This is a genomic window from Rhizobium pisi, from assembly GCF_003938655.1.
Taxonomy (GTDB): domain Bacteria; phylum Pseudomonadota; class Alphaproteobacteria; order Rhizobiales; family Rhizobiaceae; genus Rhizobium; species Rhizobium pisi.
Genome location: NZ_RJJT01000001.1, coordinates 429,848 through 447,506 on the forward strand (window position 1 = coordinate 429,848; position 17,659 = coordinate 447,506).

Below are 17,659 nucleotides of genomic sequence, written 5' to 3' on the forward strand. Positions count from 1 at the left end.
ATTTTCATATGACATTTACCCCTGTGATGGAGCCGCCGGCGCCTGTCGAAGCGCTGAGCGATATCCTGATGCGCATCGTTTCCGAACTGCACGACGTCGCCTACCTCATCGAGCGTATCGAGCCGCAGCTTCTCGAACTCGGCGGCGGCGCCGACGTGCTGAATTCGCCGGATGCCATGAAGGTGATGCAGGGTATCGATCTGGCTGTGCAGAAGTCGCGCGGCCTTGCCGAATTCATCGACACCATTACCGGCGAAATCCCGCACGGCTGGACGGTGGACGTCGCCACCGCCCTCAGCCTTGTCAAGCTGGCGGAGATGCAGAAGGCGCTGGGCGGCGCCACGCGCCACGGCCATTCACAGCCGCTGAGCAAGGCCGCCGGCGACTTCGATTTCTTCTAGGAGCTTTTCGCTCCGCACTCTTCACGAAACGCTCGCACAAGTTTCGCCGATTATTCGTCAGATGGGCAATAAGCCTGCTTTGTCTTTGACGGATCGTGCGAGAACAGAATGAATCTGTTAAATCAATTAGTTCAGATTTTTAAGAACTTTGGCGCCCTAGGCCGAACACGCCTGATGATTCTGGGAGGCGTCGGCGCCGTTTCCATCGCAATCGTCCTTGCGGCTGCCCTTTTCGTCAACAAACCGGCGCAAGAAACGCTTTATGTCGGTCTTGATAACCCTGATCTGAACCAGATCAGCATGGCGCTTGCGGAAGCCAACATCAATTTTCAGGTCGGCACGGATGGCTCAAGCATCACCGTTCCCGCGGGGATGACGGGCAAGGCCCGCCTGATGCTTGCCGAGCGCGGCCTGCCGAACAGCGCCAACGCCGGTTACGAACTCTTCGACAATGTCGGTTCCCTCGGCCTGACCTCCTTCATGCAAGAGGTGACGCGGGTTCGGGCGCTGGAAGGCGAAATCGCACGCACCATCCAGTCGATCTCGGGCATCACAGCCGCCCGCGTCCATATCGTCATGCCGGAGGTCGGAAACTTCCGGAAGGCGGAGCAGAAGCCGACCGCCTCGGTGATGATTCGCGCAAGCGCGGCCACCGGCCGCAGCGCCGCCACCTCGATCCGCCACCTCGTCGCCTCGGCCGTGCCGGGGCTTGACGTCGATGACGTGACGATCCTCGATTCCGCCGGTCAGCTGCTCGCTTCCGGCGACGATGCGAGCAACAGCTCGCTGAACCGCTCGCTCAACATCGTCCAGAACGTCCAGCAGGAAGTCGAATCCAACATCGACAAGGCGCTCGCACCCTTCCTCGGCATGGACAACTTCCGCTCCAGCGTCACCGCCAATCTCAACACCGACGCCCAGCAGATCCAGGAAACCACCTACGATCCGGAATCCAAGGTCGAACGCTCGGTCCGCTCGACCAAAGAAGCCCAGCAGTCCCAGCAGAAACAGTCCGACAGCGCGACGACCGTCGAGCAGAACATTCCGCAGGCGGCTCCCCAGGCCGGTGGCTCAGCAGGACCCGAATCGCAGGATAAGTCCGACAAGCGCGAAGAGCAGACCAACTACGAAATTAACAGCAAGACGACGGCGACGACCCGCAACAGCTACAAGGTCGAGAAGCTTTCGATCGCGGTGGTTGTCAACAAGGGCCGTATCGCCAAGATGGTCGGCGAACCTGCCGACCAGGCCAAGATCGACGCCTATCTTGCTGAAATGCAGAAGATCGTCGCTTCGGCGGCAGGCATCGACGCCAAGCGCGGCGACGTCGTCACCGTCACGGCGATGGACTTCCTCGAGAACCAGCTGCTCGAAGAGGCCAGCGGCGGCGTCCATGTCATGGATATGCTGAGCCGCAACCTTGCCGGCATCATCAATTCGCTTGCCTTCGTCGCGGTCGCCTTCGTGGTCGTCTGGATGGGGCTGCGGCCTCTGGTTCGCAGCGTCAACGGCAACTCCACTGCGGTTCTCGGCGACGCCACGCCGGAAGCGGCCGGCCTCGAGCTTCCCGACTTTGCGCCAGCGGCCGGGGTGCCCGGAGGGGCTCTCATGGATGGCTTCGGCTCCGACTTCGGCTTCGACAGCACCGAGGATCTTCTCAGTCTCGGCGACGACGACGGCAACTTCAACCGTCGCGTCAAGGAAGGCCCGGAACGCAAGCTTGCCCGCATGGTTGAGATCAACGAGGAACGCGCCGCGAAAATCCTCAGGAAATGGGCGATCGACGACGCAGCATAAGAAAAGGCCGGGCAACCGGCCTTTTTTCATGTCACGAGAATGTTATCGGCCTCCGTGAAGCAAGCAGGACCCATCGCGTTGCCCCAATCGAAGTCCCGAGAATATAGATGCAAAGTCTGTCGCGCAGTCACGAGTATTGCCCAGTTGAAAACTGCGGTTCCGCATTGTCGGGAAAAATGCCGAGGCCACATCGTGGCGACATTACACGGCTCTCTTCCGATATAGCCAATGCCGGGAACATGAATAGGAATATAATGTCAGTTGCATTGACGTTGCGCTGTAGAAAAGACGGATAAGCTTGTTGAGGGGCACTCGCGTAAAACGCGAATCAAGTTGCGGTACAGCCAGAATCATCTTAGCCTCCCCTGTATCTTGAGGGGCGCAATTGGTGCTCGAATCAATGCATGGGCAGCAGCGAAAGTAAATCCCTAGAAGTCGGAGATGGTGATTTACATCGGCTGGCTTACCCTTAGGTGATTCGAAGTAGGATTCGAGCGGGACTTGAATTCCTTTACACAAAAACTGCTGTTGCACCGAGTTAGATCGTTCCTCAGTCGCAGGAAATTGCCAATGGATATGAACATATTTCAGGCGAGCAGGGGCGAGGGGCAAATGGCGAATTTTATGAGCGTGGCAGCGCCGGCTCTATTGCCGCGCGATGAGCTGATCCAGCGCCTGCACGGTGTCGCCGACACTGGCAGGTTGCAGTCCGGGCTGCGGGCATTGACGGAATATGTCGGTGCTTCTCACTACCTGCTGGCGCGCTGCGACCTGATCCAGGAAAGCGGTCTCGACTTCATCGTTTCCTCGGACTGGCCCTTCGATCTGGTCAAGGACATCGCCAACGAACTGGTCAGCGGCTATGCTCGTTCCACCGAGCTGGAAAAATGCATGCAGGTCTTCCAGCCGAATTTCGGTCTTCTGCCCGACAATGCCGAGGTGCCCGATGGTGCCAGCCGCCAATATTGTTCGTTGACCTTCAATGTCGGCCGGTCGCGGCTCGCCCTGATGTTCCTGTTCGGTGAGGGGTTCATCCTTTCGCCGGAGCGTCTGCGGGATGTGGGCCTGTTGGCAGGCTATGTCGCGAGCTTCCTTCGCTGCGGCGGCACAAAGGTCGACCGCGATTTCGAATTGACGGACCGCGAGCTCGAATGCCTGTTCTGGATCGCCGAGGGCAAGACCAGCGACGAGATCGCGATGATCCTCGGAATCTCCCGCAATACGATCAACAACTACATCACCAGCGTGATGCGCAAGACGGCGACCAAGACCCGGTCCGAGGCCATTGCCTTCGCCGTCCGCAACAATCTCGTATAAGGAGGATCCATGGCGCATCCATCAGCCAGGACGATGAGCGGTGCGGAGCAGCTGCGCATGGTGCGTGTGAACAGGATTTCCAGCCGGTCCGATCTCTTTCCGCGGCTGATCGCGATGCAGAAGCTCGCCGATGCTCAGGGGTTCGCGATCTATCGTGTCAGCGGCTCCGGCCTGCCGGCAAAGCAGCGCCTGGTCTGCGAGCTCGAGAACTGGGGTTCGTCCAATGCCGGTTTCGGCAAGGCCTTCACGGATGCCTATGGCGATATCCTCCTCGACCATATCGAAAAATCGCTGCTGCCGCTTTCATGGGCCGGCGGTTACGACCGTGCCGCACCCGGCCCGGCGGACTTCTCGCCGTTCATGACGCGGCTGAAGGATGGCATCCTGCCTTTCTCCGGCCTCGCCTTTCCAGTGCGGCTCGGTGCCGTCGGCAACGGTTTCATCCTTTTTACCGGCGATGATCTCGATCCCTCGAGCGATACGATCGTCGAGCTGCACGGCCGCTGCTGTCACATCATGATGGATCTGCTCTCGCTCGACGAGCGCCGCGCGGCTGCCGCCGAGGCGCTCAGCGAACGCGAGATCGCCTGTCTGCAGCTTGCCGGCGACGGCCGCATCAGCGAAGAAATCGCCGACAAGCTCGGCTTGTCCGTGCACACCGTGAACGCCTATCTCGGCTCGGCGACCATCAAGCTCGATTCCGTCAATCGCATCCAGGCGATCGCCAAGGCGATCCGGCTCGGCTATATCAGCTGAAACCATGTGCGTCCTCCGTTGTCGAAGGGCGCACAAATTTTCATTGTCGTGAAAGAAGGTCAGCCCGCCAGCGCCTGCGGCGGCTGGTTCAAACTGTAGCGTGATTCCCGAAGGCTCTTTTCCAGGAAGACGGTATTTGCGTCGGGATCGGCCGAGGGATCCTGGAAGGCGATGTGGTTGATCTCGATGCCGGCGTGATCTTCGGCAAGGGTGAGCTGCGCATAGATGGTGACGCCGCGCGGCTTGATTTCGAGATCGAGAACGACTTCGGGCTTGCCGCCCCATTCCAGCGTATAGTTTCCGCCCAGACCGAAATTCACGGTGCCCGGGTGAAAGAAAAGTTCGGCGGCCGAAGCGACGAGATCGGAAAGATTGCCGTAATACTCGAAGCGCAGCAGCGAAATAAGGTCAGAGGCATCCAGAAGGCGCAGTTCCGTGGCGACCGGGCTGATCGCATCTGCGAGGATCTTTTCACGCTGGGTAGAGTGAGGGCATTTTTTCATTAGGCTTATCTTACCCGTTTGTTCTTGGCGTCTGCGGCGTAGACCCGATGGATCAGCTCCGCAACGGCCTTATAGAAGACTGACGGTATGACACTATCGACCGAGACTTGCGCAAACATGGAGCGCGCGAGCGGCGGATCCTCGAACACCGGTATGCCGTTTTGCTCGGCGATCTCCCTGATCTTGAGCGCAATCAGGTCCTGCCCCTTGGCCAGCACGACAGGTGCGTCGTTTTCTTCGCGCGCGTAGCGCAGCGCCACCGCATAGTGCGTCGGGTTGGCGATGACGAGCGTCGCGCGGTGCACGTTGGCGATCATGCGCCGTCGTGCGCGGTCGCGCATCAGCGAGCGCTGCCGGCTCTTGACGAAGGGATCGCCCTGCGCCTGCTTGTTTTCTTCCTTCACCTCGTGCCGCGTCATCTTCAGCTCGGTGAACCAGTGATGGCGCGTCCAGAAAAGATCGGCGATGGCGACGATCGCGGTGGCGATCAGCATGACGATGATGATCTTGCGCATCGCCGTCATCATCCGCACGAGGATCGTCTGCGGATCGGAGAACATCGCATCGATCGAGCTGAAATATTCGCTCCTCAGCACGAAGAACAGGATAACCCCGACGACGACGACCTTGAACAGCGATTTTGCGAATTCGATGAGGCCGGGCAGGCTGAATAGCCGCGTCCAGCCCTTGACCGGAGAGATGCGCGAGGCCTGCGGCCGGATGCGTTCGAGCACCGGCGTCGGCAGGTTCTGGAAGACGGAGGAGGCGATGCCGAACACCATGAACAGGATGAAGGCAGGCGCAAGCAGCGCCGCACTTGCCCAGCCGAGCCGAACGAAGAGCGCCAGAATATCCGGCCCCGTTTCGATCTTCCACTGGTCGGGCTGCTCGAAGATATCGCGCAGCGTCTCGGTCATGCGCCCGACGCTCTCCGGAAGGAAGAACACCAGATAGATGAATGTGGCGAGGATGGTCGCGAAGATCGACAGTTCGCGCGAAAACGGGGTGTTGCCTTTCTCAGCAGCATCGGTTCGCTTTTTCGCGGTCGGGGCTTCTGTTTTGCTGTCCTTGTCATCATCTGCCAAGTCGCGGCCCTCCGTCAAAGAAAGAGGCGGCAGCTAATGCATGTCGCCCAAAATATGCAGCGGTTTTGGGCGACATGCATCAAAACAAAAACCTAAAGCGCGTCGCGGAACCGAGTTCCATGCGACGCGCTCTAGAGCGCAGCCTATTATGAGAAGGGTAGTCGCCTGTCGGACGGCGATCAACCGCTGCCTTTCGCCGGGCCTGATTTGTCAACAGTCTCGGAGAATTAGGCCGCCGCCGAGGCGTCGCCGGCCTTCTCCTTAAGCTCGATCTGGCCTGAATTGGCCAGGCGAATGGCTTCCTGTGCCACGGCGCGCCGCGCAATGGCGATCTCGCGCGGATTGATGCCGCCCATGCCGTTCTGCAGATCCGATTCGATCATGCGGCGCTGGCGAGGACTGATGGCGGAGAGAACCGATTCGCGGATCTCGGCAGGCGCACCGCGCAACGCGACGGTGAGCACATCCGTCGAGATGTCGTTGAGCAGCATGACGCGGCTGCGCTGCGGCATGTACATGAGGTCCTCGAAGAGGAAGATCTTCGGGCGGACCTTGTTGACCGATTCGCGGCTGATCGATTCGAGCGAGGTGAGCAGCGTGTCGACCTGCGGCTTGTCGAGCTCGTTCATGAGGTCGGCGACCTTCGTCGAGCCGGCCGCGTTGCGCTCTGCCTCGACTTCGGCAAGCAGCGTCATGACCTGGTTCTCGATGATCTGCGCGGCCTTCGGGCTGACGGTCTTCATGTTGACCGTACGGTTCATGATGTCGGCGCGACGATTGTCGGGAAGCTGCAGCAGCACCTTGGCGCCGAAGGACGAGGGCATCATCGAAAGAATATAGGCAACGGTCTGCGGGTGTTCGCGCAGCAGGAACTGGGCGACGAATGCCGGCTCCGCCTCGCTGAGGCGATCCCAGATCGAGGTCTCGTAGGCCTGGAATGCGGTGCGGCGGCCAAGCAGGCTGTCGACCTCGTCAGGCGTCAGGCCTTCTTCCAGAATGGCTTCGATCGCCTTGGCGTTGTCCATCAGGCCGGCGCCCTCGGTGAAGAGGTCCTCGAACTCGCCGACGAGCGACAGGAGTTCGTCCGGGGGAATGGCGCGCAGCGACTGGGCGGATGAGATAATGGTCTGCAGTTCGGCCTGGGTGAAATATTTCAACAGCCGGCCGGCGACTCCCTTTCCCATCGCGAGAAGAACAGCCGCCGCCTTTTCAGCCTGGGTCAACGGTTTCCCGGCTAGCGCGCCGCCGAAATCGTCAAAGTCCATCATGGTCTAACCTCTCCGTCCCACACAGGGATCAGGCTTTTTTCGTACTCAAAACTTCTATCAGTTTCACACCGAATCGGGTGTCATCGTTATCAAGCACCGTAATCTCGCCGCGTGCAATCCTGCGGCCGTTCACCATGATCTCGACCGGTTCGCCGATCTTCTTGTCGAGGGCGATCGTCGCCCCTTCATTGAGATTCATCAGGCCGGAGACCTGCATGCGGCTGGTGCCGAGCATGATCTGGACATCGATCGGGATGTCCATGATCAGGTCGAGATTGGAGGTCAGGGCGCTGCCGAGCGGAGCCGGCGAGGCCTCGAAGGAGGGGCTGCTGCCGAAATCCATGCCCGCAGCCGGGCTGGGATCGCCGCCGCCGAAATCGCCGCCGAAATCGTCGCTGCCGAAAGGGCTTTCCGAGGTATCGCCGCCGAACGGCGACAGGTCCGTTCCTGCTGCGAAGGCGTCGTTCTGCAGGTCGTCGCCAAACTGCGGCAGGTCGCCGTCGACATCCTTCTTCAGGACGCCGCGCAGATCGTCGATCGCCTGGTCGAGATCGGCCTCGCTGCCCGGAACGTCCAGGGGGAAGTCACTGTTCTGCTGTGTTTTCTTCGTAGCCATGAAATCACTATTCCAGTTGAAACTTGCCTCAAACTGCCTTTGCAGCCCGAAAGCCAGAGAACCGATTAATTCATTAAATGACGGATGAGTTCGTCATCCGAGTTCATCGTATCCTTGACGCGGACCATGTAGTTTTCGCCTGAACGCCCGAACTCGCACACATACAATTCCTTGCTGTTGGCGCTGACCTCGACGCGCACGTCGCCGCGGTCGCGGAACGGAATGACATCGCCGACCATCAGCTTCGATATCGTGCGCAGCGTCAGATCCTGCAGCCTGATCTTGGCTTCCAGCGTGACATGCGAGCGGCGGACCTGGTCGCCGAGCTGTTCGGTCCATTCCTGTGATTTGCCGCTGGCTTGGCGCTTCGGCTTCGGCGGCGTCACCGTCGTCTTGAGCAGCGCCGTCTGCGGAACGATCAGGGAAAATTCCGAAACGATGCCGGCAAGCGTGATCGACATGTTGATGGCAGCGGCGAATTCGTCCGGACGGTCTTCCGGCGGTCGGGTGCGTGCCTCATGGGCGTGCGGGGCCGAAAGGCTCGGTTCGAAACCGCCAGGCGCGTTGACGGCCGAGCGCAGCACCTTGGCGATCTTGTCGAAGACCATGACCGCCAGGTCGAGTTCGATGATCGACAGCAGCCGGTCGGCCGGCTCCTCGATCGTATCGGCTGTGGCGCCGAGCAGATGCTCCATCAGCGTGATGACGAAACCGTTGCCGCAGGCGACGGTGATGTTCTGCGACCAGTTGCGCAGCGTCGCATCGACGAGCGTGACGTTCGGGCTGAGGTCGTCGATCAAGTGGTTTTTGTAGCCGATCTCGCAGCCGATATAGTTGACCGTCACGTCGAGCCCGGTTTCGCTCTTGATGACGTCGGGAAAGAATTCGCTGTAGATATCGCCGAAGGAACTGCAGATCTTGGCGACCCTGCCTCTGTCGCCGAGACCGCCCGTCAGCTTGGCGAGAAGGGCAGGATCCATTGCCGGTTTGTCGTGCGAAGCTTTGCTCATGGTCATTTAAGCCGCCTTGTTTTCGCCGCCTGGGTTCATCATTTCCTGTTCGACAGCATCGATGGAAGGACGCTCGTAAGCCGAGATCGTCTTGCGGCCGTATTCGAGAGCGACCTGCGGCACCGACCCATTCATGTAGGCAAGCAGCGTCTGTTTGACGATGACGTAAAGGCGATGCTGCTTGCCGCGCACGACCTTGATCTGGGAGACCAGCGGCGAGCAGACGCAGTAAGACAAGAGAATACCGAGGAAGGTGCCGACGAGCGCCGAGCCGATCAGGTGGCCGAGCACTTCGGGCGAATCGTTGATATGAGCCATCGCCTTGATGACGCCGAGAACGGCCGCGACGATACCGATCGCCGGGAAGGAATCGCCCATGATCTGGATCGCGTGATAGGGCTTCATCTTGTCGTGCATGATGGTGTTGAGCTCTTCGTCCATCAGCGCCTCGATCTCATGGCTGCGGGCGTTGCCGATGATTATCAGGCGCACGTAGTCGCAAATGAACGCGGTCAGTTCCTTGTTCTTCAGAACGGTCGGAGCCAGCTGAAAGATGGTCGATTCGGCCGGATTGTCGATATGGGCTTCGATTTCGTTTCGTGACTTGGTGCGCAGGTCGCGCATCAGCGAATAGAGCACGCCGAGCGTATCGAGATAATTGCGTTCCTTCGGCACGGCGTGCTTGAAGGCTTCGCCGAGCGCCTTGCCGGAGTCCTTCACGACCTTCATCGGGTTCGCCATGATGAAGCTGCCGAGACCAGCGCCGCCGATGATGAGGAATTCGAAGGGCTGGAACAGCGCGTTCACCTCGCCGCCCATTGCCATGAAGCTGCCGACGATACAGCCGCAGACAACAATAAATCCGATAATAATATTCATCGTCAGCCCAATCCGAACGTTGCTTTTCTTTGAGACGGATAAGGTTTCTGCCTTGCGTGAGGCTGATGAAAAGGCCGGTCGCGGGGCATTTGCCCGTGCCAGCTTCGCGCAAGCATCTGCCGTCAGTCTAAAGGAGACGAATGGGCGTCCGCGCCCGTTTCTGAGATGCCGCCTCAGCGAAATTCCGGCCGAACCAGACAAACGAGCCCGGCTTTTCGTTCCGTTCATCGCCAATGCTTGGAGCTTACCGACATGCAATCCGGTCTTTATGTTTCTCTGTCGTCGCAGATGGCTCTGGAAAAGCGCCTGAACACCATCGCAGACAACATGGCGAACGTGAACACGACCGGATTTCGCGCCACCGAGGTGAAGTTCGACGAGATGGTGGCAAACACCAAGAACAAGCTGAACACCAAGGTCGCTTTCGTTTCGCAGGGCAACGACTACCTCAACGAGCAGAACGGCGAACTGCAGCACACCGGCAACATGCTCGATTTCGCCATCAAGGGCGATGCCTGGTTTTCGCTCGATACGCCAGCCGGCCAGGTACTGACGCGGGACGGCCGCTTCACGCTCAAGGACACCGGCGAGCTCGTCTCGATCAGGGGATATCCCGTTCTCGACGCCGGCGGCGCGCCTATTCAGCTCAACACCAAAGGTGGCGAACCGGCCGTCGGCACCGACGGCATCATCTATCAGGACGGCCGTCAGGTCGCCTCCCTCGGCCTGTTCGAAGCGGATGTCAGCAAGGGTTACCTGCGTTACGAAAACAGCGGCATCATGACCACCGAGCAGCCGCGGGCCGTGGTCGACCGCTTCAATGTCGGTGTCGAACAGGGCTATCTCGAAAATTCGAACGTCAACGCGATGCGGGAGATCACCCAGCTGATCGAAGTCAACCGCGCCTTCGAAAGCGTCTCGTCGCTGATGCGTGATAGCGAGGATTCATTCAAGGAAGCCGTCCAGACGCTCGGGGGCAGCCGCTAATGCATCTCGCCCAAAAATGTCCGGCGGGTTTGCGAGAACGGCATGATGCCGCACGCGATGTGTTTAGGGCGGGATTTGAAGCATGAACACCACGCTGCTGTCCGAGGATAGCCTTTCCCCGAAGCTCGCGCATCTGGCAGACCTCGTCGACCGATACGTCTCACCGGAGTTTGCCGTTGCCCATGGCGGCCGCGTGCAGACCATCGCCGCCGGTCACTATACCGTCCGCGGCCTATCCCGCCACGTTCGCCTCGGAGAGTTCGTGGCTCATAAATCGGCCACCGGCATCCATCTCGGCGAAGTCGTACGCGTCGAGCCGGAATTGATCTATGTCTGCCCGATCGAGCCGGGCGAGCCGATCGGCATCCACGATACGGTCATTCGTAAGGGCGCCTTCCGCATTTCACCGTCGGATAGCTGGTGCGGACGCACCCTCAACTCGCTCTGCGAGCCGATCGACGGGCTGGGTCCTATCACCGAGGGGCTCGATCGCCGCTCGATTTCCAATACCGCGCCGCCCTCGATGACCCGCAAGCGGGTCGAGACCGGCTTCAAGACCGGCGTGCGCGCAATCGACATCTTCTCGCCGCTCTGCCTCGGGCAGCGCCTCGGCATCTTCGCCGGTTCCGGGGTCGGCAAGTCGACGCTGTTGTCCATGCTCGCCCGTGCCGATGCCTTCGACAAGGTGGTGATCGCCCTTGTCGGCGAACGCGGCCGCGAGGTGCGCGAATTCATCGAGGACACGCTCGGCAGCAACATGAAGAAGGCGATCGCCGTCGTCGCCACCAGCGACGAGAGCCCGATGCTGCGCAAGATGGCGCCGCTGACGGCCGTCACCATCGCCGAGCATTTCCGCGACAAGGGCGAAAACGTCCTCTTCATCGTCGACAGCGTCACGCGTTTCGCCCATGCGATCCGCGAAGTGGCGACCGCCTCCGGCGAGCCGCCGATCGCGCGCGGTTATCCCGCTTCTGTCTTCACCGAGCTGCCGCGTCTTCTGGAACGCGCAGGTCCTGGTCCCGAGGGTGCCGGCACCATCACGGCGATCATCTCGATCCTCGTCGACGGCGACAACCACAACGATCCGATCGCCGATTCGACGCGCGGCATTCTCGATGGTCATATCGTCCTGCAGCGCAGTCTCGCCGAAGAAGGGCGTTATCCGCCGATCGATCCGCTCGCCTCGATCTCGCGTCTTGCCCGCAAGGCCTGGACACCGGATCAGGAAAAACTGGTGTCGCGGCTAAAGGTGCTGATCCACCGCTTCGAGGAAACGCGTGACCTGCGCATGATCGGCGGGTACCGCCAGGGCGCCGATCCCGATCTCGACATGGCGATCAAGCAGGTGCCGATCATTTACGACGTCCTGAAACAGTCGCCGGGCGACCGCGACGCGCCCGATGCCTTTGCCGATCTCGCCGGCGCGCTCAAGGCCGCAGCCGGTATGGGCAATCCGGGCGGACCCATCCAGAGGAGATAGACGTGGCTGAATTCGACGACGAACGCATCGCTTCCCTGAAGCAGCGCAGGAAGACTGCCGTGCTGGATCGGTTTCTGACCTTTGCAGGCCTGGCGCTCGCCGGCGCCTCCGCCTTCTTCCCCTGGTACGTCTTCTTCAACGAGGACAAGTTCGGCATCCATGTCGCCGCGAGCGGCAATTCGCGCGAATTGCCGGATTGGCCGGCCCGCAACGTCTTCAGCGTCTCGCCGCTTGCCATGGTCAACAAGAACGAAGGAGACAAAAAGGCTCCACCGATCGATCCGCTGACGACCGCGACGGTCTCCGATCTCGGCAAGGAGCGCGACGGCGGCGCGATAGAAGATCAGCCCTTCCCGGGCAAGTCTCCCTTCCGCCTGCTGCACGTCTCCAATGGCCGGGCGCTGATCGAGGATCCCTCGGGCATGTATGTGGTCCGCATCGGCTCGATCCTGCCCGACGAAAGCCGCCTTGCGGCTCTTGAGCAACGCGACGGAAAATGGGTGATCGTTACCTCCAAGGGCGACACCTACCAGAACAATTGAACCTGCTCGCAGGTAACGAAGACCACAGGGGCTCCGCCGCGAACCGGCTGGAGCCCCCGGTTTTTTTAGCGGTCTGCGGCATTCGCCGAAAAGCGTCTCAAAGCCTGAATTCCCGTAAGTCCCACGCAAGATTACCTCACTAGGTTCGGGACAGTAAAAACGGAGAGTTCTCATGCAACCGATCCAACTTTTCGACTTGGCTTCGCGGCAGGCGGAATGGCTGACGATCCGTCAGCAGGTTGTTGCCGGCAACATCGCGAATGCCAATACCCCGAAGTTCCATGCCAAGGATGTCACGCCCTTCGACGCGGTGCTCGACAAGTCCGACATCACCATGGCGCGCACCAATCCGGCCCATCTCAGCGGCAACGATTTCAGCGAGAGCGGCGATATCGACGTCAAGGACGCTGCCCTCGACCAGGAAATCGGCATCCAGGAATCCGGCAACACGGTCGGTGTGGCCGAAGAGCTCTCCAAGTCGGGTGATATCAAGCGCCAGTACGATCTCAACACCTCGCTGGTCAGTTCCTTCAATCGAATGATGTTGATGACCGTCAGGAAGTAATTGTCATGGATCCGCTTTCAGCAGCTATGAAAATCGCCGGTTCGGGGCTTGAGGCGCAATCGACGCGCCTGCGCATCGTCTCGGAAAACATCGCCAACGCCCGCTCGACCGGCGACACGCCCGGCGCCGATCCCTATCGCCGCAAGACGATCACCTTCGGCCAGCAGATGGACCGCACGAGCGGCGTCGAGACCGTCGACGTCAAGAAGGTCGGCGTCGACGAAGGCGAATTCAGCACCGAATTCGACCCCAGCAATCCGGCCGCGAACGAAAAGGGCGTCGTCAAGCTGCCGAACGTCAACATCCTGGTGGAGATGGCCGACATGCGCGAGGCCAACCGCTCGTATGACGCCAACCTGCAGACCATCAAGCAGACCCGCGACCTCATTTCGTCCACCATCGATCTTCTGAAGAGCCAATAATAAATGATCAGCAGCGTCCAGAATGTCAGCAATCTTTCGATGACCCGTGCGCTTGGCGCCGTCGACACCGAAAATTCCGCCTCGTCGTCTGCGGCCACCATGCCGGGCACGGCGGGCGCCACGAACGGCCTGAGCTTCGCCTCGGTCATGGGCAACATGGCGACCGACGCGGTCAACAGCCTGAAAGGCGCGGAAAGCATGTCCTTTGCCGGCATCAAGGGCACGGCGACGACGCGAGAAGTCGTTGATTCCATGCTCCAGGCCGAGCAGACGCTGCAGACCGCGATCGCCATCCGCGACAAGGTCGTCTCGGCCTTTCTCGATGTCACCAAGATGCAGATGTAACTGATTTGAGGACGAACACATGAGAGCGCTCGCCATCGCAGCAACGGGCATGGATGCCCAGCAGACCAATCTGGAAGTCATCGCGAACAACATCGCGAACATCAATACGACGGGCTTCAAACGCGCCCGCGCCGAGTTCACCGACCTTCTCTACCAGACCGAACGCGCCAAGGGCGTCGCCAACCGCGCCAACCAGGCCGTCGTTCCGGAAGGCGCCAATATCGGCCTCGGCGTCCAGACCGCGGCGGTCCGCAACCTGCATCTCCAGGGCGAACTCACCCAGACCGGCAACGACCTCGACGTGGCGCTGATCGGCAAGGGCTTCTTCCAGATCCAGTCGACCGATGGCACCACGCTCTATACCCGCGCCGGCGCCTTCAACAAGAACGACAAGGGCCAGCTCGTCACCATCGACGGCTATGAAGTCCTTCCAGGTATTACCATCCCGCAGGGCTCCACCGAACTGACGATCAGCCGCTCCGGCCAGGTGTCCGCCAAGCTGCCCGGCCAGACCACTCCGACCACGCTCGGCCAGCTGACGGTTGCCGACTTCGTCAACGAGGCGGGTCTCCAGCCGATCGGCGACAACCTTTTCCAGCAGACCCCGGCATCCGGTGAGGCCGTCATCGGCAACCCTGATGAGGAAGGCTTCGCCTACATGAAGCAGGGTTACCTGGAATCCTCGAACGTCGACCCGGTGAAGGAAATCACCGAGCTGATATCGGCCCAGCGCGCTTACGAAATGAATTCCAAGGTGATCACCACCGCTGATGAAATGGCCTCCATCGTCAGCAAGAACCTGAAGTAAAGGGAAGGGCCGAAACATGATGTTTTGCCGGGCAGGACGCATCTCAGGATGGGTGGCGGCAGCCACGATCGCAATCGCGGGCATTGTTTTGCCCGCGGGCGCGGACGCCGGCATGGGCTATGCCGTCGTCCCGACGACGATCATCTACCCCGGCGACACATTGTCGGGCAGCCAGCTTCAGGAGGTCGAGGTCACCAACCCCAACCTTGCCGGAGATTACGCCAAATCGATTTCGCAGGTCGAAGGCCTCGTCTCCAAGCGCACGCTGCTGCCGGGCCGCACGATTGATGTCTCGGCCTTGCGCGAGCCCTATACGGTGACGCGCGGCTCCTCGATTCGCCTGGTCGTCTCTCTTGGCCCAATGACGATCTCGGCGGCCGGCACACCGCTTGAAGACGGCGCGACGGGGCAGCTCATCCGCGCGCGCAATATGGATTCCGGTGTCATCGTCAGCGGCACGGTGCTTGCGGACGGCACGGTCCATGTGAGGGCAAAATGAAATTGTTCTTCCGTTTCTTGACCCTTGTCGCGGTTCTCGCCATGAGTTTGGCTGATGTCGCGCCCGCCTGGGCGCTGACCTCCCGCATCAAGGATATCGCTTCCCTTCAGGCCGGCCGCGACAACCAGCTGATCGGCTACGGTCTCATCGTCGGCCTGCAAGGGACCGGCGATGGCTTCCGCTCCTCGCCCTTCACCGAGCAGTCGATGCGGGCGATGTTGCAGAATCTCGGCATCTCGACCCAGGGCGGCCAATCCAACGCCAAGAACACGGCGGCCGTGATGGTCACCGCCAACCTGCCGCCTTTCGCAAGCCCCGGCAGCCGTATCGACGTGACCGTGAGCTCGCTCGGCGATGCGACGTCGCTGCGCGGCGGCACGCTCGTCATGACCTCGCTCTCGGGCGCCGACGGCCAGATCTATGCCGTTGCGCAGGGAGCCGCCATCGTTTCCGGTTTTCAGGCGCAGGGCCAGGCGGCGACCGTGACCGAAGGTGTCACCACCGCCGGCCGGGTGCCTGGCGGCGCGATCATCGAACGTGAACTGCCGTCCCGCTTCAAGGACTCGGTCAATCTCGTCCTGCAACTGCGCAATCCCGATTTCTCCACGGCGACCCGCATTGCCGACATCGTCAACGGTTACGCCTCGCAGCGTTTCGGCGGACCGGTCGCTGAAGCCAAGGATTCGCAGGAGGTGGTGATCCAGAAGCCGCGCACGGCCGATCTCACCCGGCTGATGGCCGATATCGAAAATCTCATCGTCGAAACCGACACCCCGGCCAAGGTTGTCATCAACGAGCGCACGGGAACGATCGTCATCGGCTCGGACGTCCGCGTTTCGCCGGTCGCCGTCAGCTACGGCACCCTGACGGTCCAGGTCACCGAGACACCGCAGATCATCCAGCCCGAACCCTTCTCGCAAGGCAGGACCGCCGTCCAGCCGCAGACCGATATCGCGGCCCAGCAGACCGGAGGGCGCGTCGCCATCATAGACGGTCCCGACCTCAGGACCCTCGTCGCCGGTCTCAACAACATCGGCGTGAAACCGGATGGGATCATCGCCATTCTGCAGGGCATCAAGTCGGCGGGCGCCCTGCAGGCGGAGCTTGTACTGCAATGAAGACGATCATGAATGCAGATATGACGGTCCTGAAATTCCTGCGCCGGCTGGCGCTGCCGGCGGCAGGCCTTGTCCTGCTGTCGATCCCCGGCGCCTTCGCGCAGGAGCACCCGGAGGGCGACATCACGTCCCAGGACGAGATCAAGCAGTTCTGCACCAATATCGCCGATCCCGCCCGCGACCAGCGTTACCTCCTGCAGAAGCAGGAGCTGGAAAAGCTTCGCGCCGATATCGACGCCCGCATGGCCGAGATGGACAAGCGCAAGGCCGAATACCAGGACTGGCTGAAGCGGCGCGACGATTTCCTGAAGCAAGCGGAAGCCGGCCTCACCGAGATCTACAGGAAGATGAAGCCGGACGCGGCCGCAATCCAGCTGCAGGACATGAAGATCGAGGTAGCCTCCGCCGTGATCATGCGTCTCGGCCCGCGCCAGTCGAGCCTCATCCTCAACGAGATGGACCCGCAGAAGGCGGCGGCCATCGCCAGTGTCATCGCCAGTGCGTCCGATCCCAATACGTCGAAGGATCCTTCATGAATATGCGTTTCCCGGCCGCGATCGCCGCCCTCGCACTCCTTGCAGGCTGCCAGACTCCGACGGCAGTCAGCGAGATCGGCCGCGCGCCCGCCATGAGCCCGATCGGCAGCGGCCTTGCCTACGGCCAGACGCCGCAGATGGCGCTTTATCCGAAGCAGCCGCGCGCTGTCGCGCAAGGTTATTCGCTGTGGAGCGATTCTCAGGCCGCTCTCTTCAAGGACGCGCGCGCTCTCAACGTGGGCGACATCCTGACCGTCGATATCCAGATCAACGACAAAGGCTCCTTCGACAACGAGACCAACCGCAGCCGCAAGAATTCGAGTGGCATGAACTGGGACGTCAACGCCCAGATCTTCGGTTGGACGCCCCAGTCCAAGACCGACCTGACCTATGGCTCCGACACCAGCACCGACGGCAAGGGCAAGATCGAGCGCACCGATAAGCTGACCCTTCTGGTCGCGGCCGTCGTTACCGGCATTCTCGAAAACGGCAACCTGGTCATCTCGGGCTCGCAGGAAGTGCGCCTGAACCAGGAACTGCGCATCCTGAACGTTGCCGGCATCGTGCGTCCGCAGGACGTCAACGCCGAGAACCAGATCTCCTACGACAAGATCGCCGAAGCCCGCATCTCCTACGGCGGCCGCGGCCGCCTGATGGAAGTGCAGCAGCCTCCGCGCGGCCAACAGGCCGTCGATCTTTTCTCGCCGCTTTGAGGCTGAACGACG

21 protein-coding genes are annotated in these 17,659 nt (G+C 60.9%); 15 read left to right on the top strand and 6 right to left on the bottom strand.

Annotation, left to right across the window (positions count from 1 at the left end; all coding sequences use genetic code 11):
• Nucleotides 1–8: 8 nt before the first annotated feature.
• From cheT to visR, 4 genes are all read left to right on the top strand, one after another.
• Nucleotides 9–401: a chemotaxis protein CheT gene (cheT, locus tag EFD55_RS02190; protein ID WP_008523780.1), complete on the top strand. Its 393-nt coding sequence runs from the start codon at nucleotides 9–11 to the stop codon at nucleotides 399–401.
• A 108-nt stretch (nucleotides 402–509) separates the two neighbouring features.
• Nucleotides 510–2,198, top strand: a complete 1,689-nt coding sequence (gene fliF, locus EFD55_RS02195; protein WP_125842528.1) for a flagellar basal-body MS-ring/collar protein FliF — start codon at nucleotides 510–512, stop codon at nucleotides 2,196–2,198.
• Between the two features lie 570 nt (nucleotides 2,199–2,768).
• Complete coding sequence (visN, locus tag EFD55_RS02200; RefSeq protein WP_125842530.1) at nucleotides 2,769–3,515, top strand: transcriptional regulator VisN; 747 nt, start codon at nucleotides 2,769–2,771, stop codon at nucleotides 3,513–3,515.
• Nucleotides 3,516–3,524: 9 nt separating this feature from the next.
• Nucleotides 3,525–4,271, top strand: coding sequence for a transcriptional regulator VisR (gene visR, locus EFD55_RS02205; protein WP_125842532.1), 747 nt, complete (start codon nucleotides 3,525–3,527; stop codon nucleotides 4,269–4,271).
• Nucleotides 4,272–4,330: 59 nt separating this feature from the next.
• On the opposite strand, the gene EFD55_RS02210 is transcribed toward visR, so the two are convergent.
• The 6 genes from EFD55_RS02210 to motA form a co-directional block, all read right to left on the bottom strand.
• Nucleotides 4,331–4,774 (bottom strand): BspJ family T4SS effector nucleomodulin, encoded by a 444-nt coding sequence (locus EFD55_RS02210; RefSeq protein WP_125842534.1) that lies wholly within the window; start codon nucleotides 4,772–4,774, stop codon nucleotides 4,331–4,333.
• 5 nt (nucleotides 4,775–4,779) lie between these two features.
• Nucleotides 4,780–5,859: a flagellar biosynthesis protein FlhB gene (gene flhB, locus EFD55_RS02215; protein ID WP_125842536.1), complete on the bottom strand. Its 1,080-nt coding sequence runs from the start codon at nucleotides 5,857–5,859 to the stop codon at nucleotides 4,780–4,782.
• Nucleotides 5,860–6,086: 227 nt separating this feature from the next.
• Nucleotides 6,087–7,127, bottom strand: a complete 1,041-nt coding sequence (fliG, locus tag EFD55_RS02220) for a flagellar motor switch protein FliG (RefSeq protein ID WP_125842538.1) — start codon at nucleotides 7,125–7,127, stop codon at nucleotides 6,087–6,089.
• 28 nt (nucleotides 7,128–7,155) lie between these two features.
• Entirely contained in the window at nucleotides 7,156–7,743 is a 588-nt protein-coding gene (fliN, locus tag EFD55_RS02225; RefSeq protein ID WP_125842540.1) for a flagellar motor switch protein FliN, read from the bottom strand.
• A gap of 65 nt (nucleotides 7,744–7,808) precedes the next feature.
• Nucleotides 7,809–8,759, bottom strand: coding sequence for a FliM/FliN family flagellar motor switch protein (locus EFD55_RS02230; RefSeq protein WP_125842542.1), 951 nt, complete (start codon nucleotides 8,757–8,759; stop codon nucleotides 7,809–7,811).
• On the bottom strand, nucleotides 8,760–9,632 hold the full coding sequence (gene motA / locus EFD55_RS02235; protein ID WP_125842544.1) for a flagellar motor stator protein MotA: 873 nt from the start codon (nucleotides 9,630–9,632) through the stop codon (nucleotides 8,760–8,762).
• 252 nt (nucleotides 9,633–9,884) lie between these two features.
• Between motA and flgF the strand changes: the two genes are divergently transcribed.
• The 11 genes from flgF to flgH all read left to right on the top strand — a co-directional run bounded on the left by flgF (nucleotide 9,885) and on the right by flgH (nucleotide 17,647).
• The gene (flgF, locus tag EFD55_RS02240; RefSeq protein ID WP_125842546.1) at nucleotides 9,885–10,619 is read left to right on the top strand and encodes a flagellar basal-body rod protein FlgF; all 735 of its coding nucleotides are present in this window, start codon (nucleotides 9,885–9,887) and stop codon (nucleotides 10,617–10,619) included.
• A gap of 82 nt (nucleotides 10,620–10,701) precedes the next feature.
• A complete protein-coding gene (gene fliI, locus EFD55_RS02245) occupies nucleotides 10,702–12,099 on the top strand; it encodes a flagellar protein export ATPase FliI (RefSeq protein ID WP_125842548.1) in 1,398 nt (465 codons plus the stop codon).
• Between the two features lie 2 nt (nucleotides 12,100–12,101).
• The gene (locus EFD55_RS02250; protein ID WP_125842550.1) at nucleotides 12,102–12,641 is read left to right on the top strand and encodes a flagellar protein; all 540 of its coding nucleotides are present in this window, start codon (nucleotides 12,102–12,104) and stop codon (nucleotides 12,639–12,641) included.
• Nucleotides 12,642–12,813: 172 nt separating this feature from the next.
• Nucleotides 12,814–13,206: a flagellar basal body rod protein FlgB gene (flgB, locus tag EFD55_RS02255; RefSeq protein WP_125842551.1), complete on the top strand. Its 393-nt coding sequence runs from the start codon at nucleotides 12,814–12,816 to the stop codon at nucleotides 13,204–13,206.
• A gap of 5 nt (nucleotides 13,207–13,211) precedes the next feature.
• Nucleotides 13,212–13,628, top strand: coding sequence for a flagellar basal body rod protein FlgC (flgC, locus tag EFD55_RS02260; RefSeq protein ID WP_125842553.1), 417 nt, complete (start codon nucleotides 13,212–13,214; stop codon nucleotides 13,626–13,628).
• 3 nt (nucleotides 13,629–13,631) lie between these two features.
• Complete coding sequence (gene fliE / locus EFD55_RS02265; protein ID WP_125842555.1) at nucleotides 13,632–13,973, top strand: flagellar hook-basal body complex protein FliE; 342 nt, start codon at nucleotides 13,632–13,634, stop codon at nucleotides 13,971–13,973.
• A 19-nt stretch (nucleotides 13,974–13,992) separates the two neighbouring features.
• Nucleotides 13,993–14,781, top strand: a complete 789-nt coding sequence (flgG, locus tag EFD55_RS02270; RefSeq protein ID WP_125842557.1) for a flagellar basal-body rod protein FlgG — start codon at nucleotides 13,993–13,995, stop codon at nucleotides 14,779–14,781.
• A 16-nt stretch (nucleotides 14,782–14,797) separates the two neighbouring features.
• On the top strand, nucleotides 14,798–15,280 hold the full coding sequence (gene flgA, locus EFD55_RS02275) for a flagellar basal body P-ring formation chaperone FlgA (protein ID WP_125842559.1): 483 nt from the start codon (nucleotides 14,798–14,800) through the stop codon (nucleotides 15,278–15,280).
• On the top strand, nucleotides 15,277–16,398 hold the full coding sequence (locus EFD55_RS02280) for a flagellar basal body P-ring protein FlgI (protein WP_125842561.1): 1,122 nt from the start codon (nucleotides 15,277–15,279) through the stop codon (nucleotides 16,396–16,398). The genes flgA and EFD55_RS02280 overlap by 4 nt, the downstream gene beginning before the upstream one ends.
• Entirely contained in the window at nucleotides 16,395–16,934 is a 540-nt protein-coding gene (locus EFD55_RS02285; protein WP_125842563.1) for a MotE family protein, read from the top strand. Before EFD55_RS02280 ends, EFD55_RS02285 begins: the two co-directional genes overlap by 4 nt.
• Complete coding sequence (flgH, locus tag EFD55_RS02290) at nucleotides 16,931–17,647, top strand: flagellar basal body L-ring protein FlgH (RefSeq protein WP_125842565.1); 717 nt, start codon at nucleotides 16,931–16,933, stop codon at nucleotides 17,645–17,647. The genes EFD55_RS02285 and flgH overlap by 4 nt, the downstream gene beginning before the upstream one ends.
• Nucleotides 17,648–17,659 lie beyond the last annotated feature (12 nt).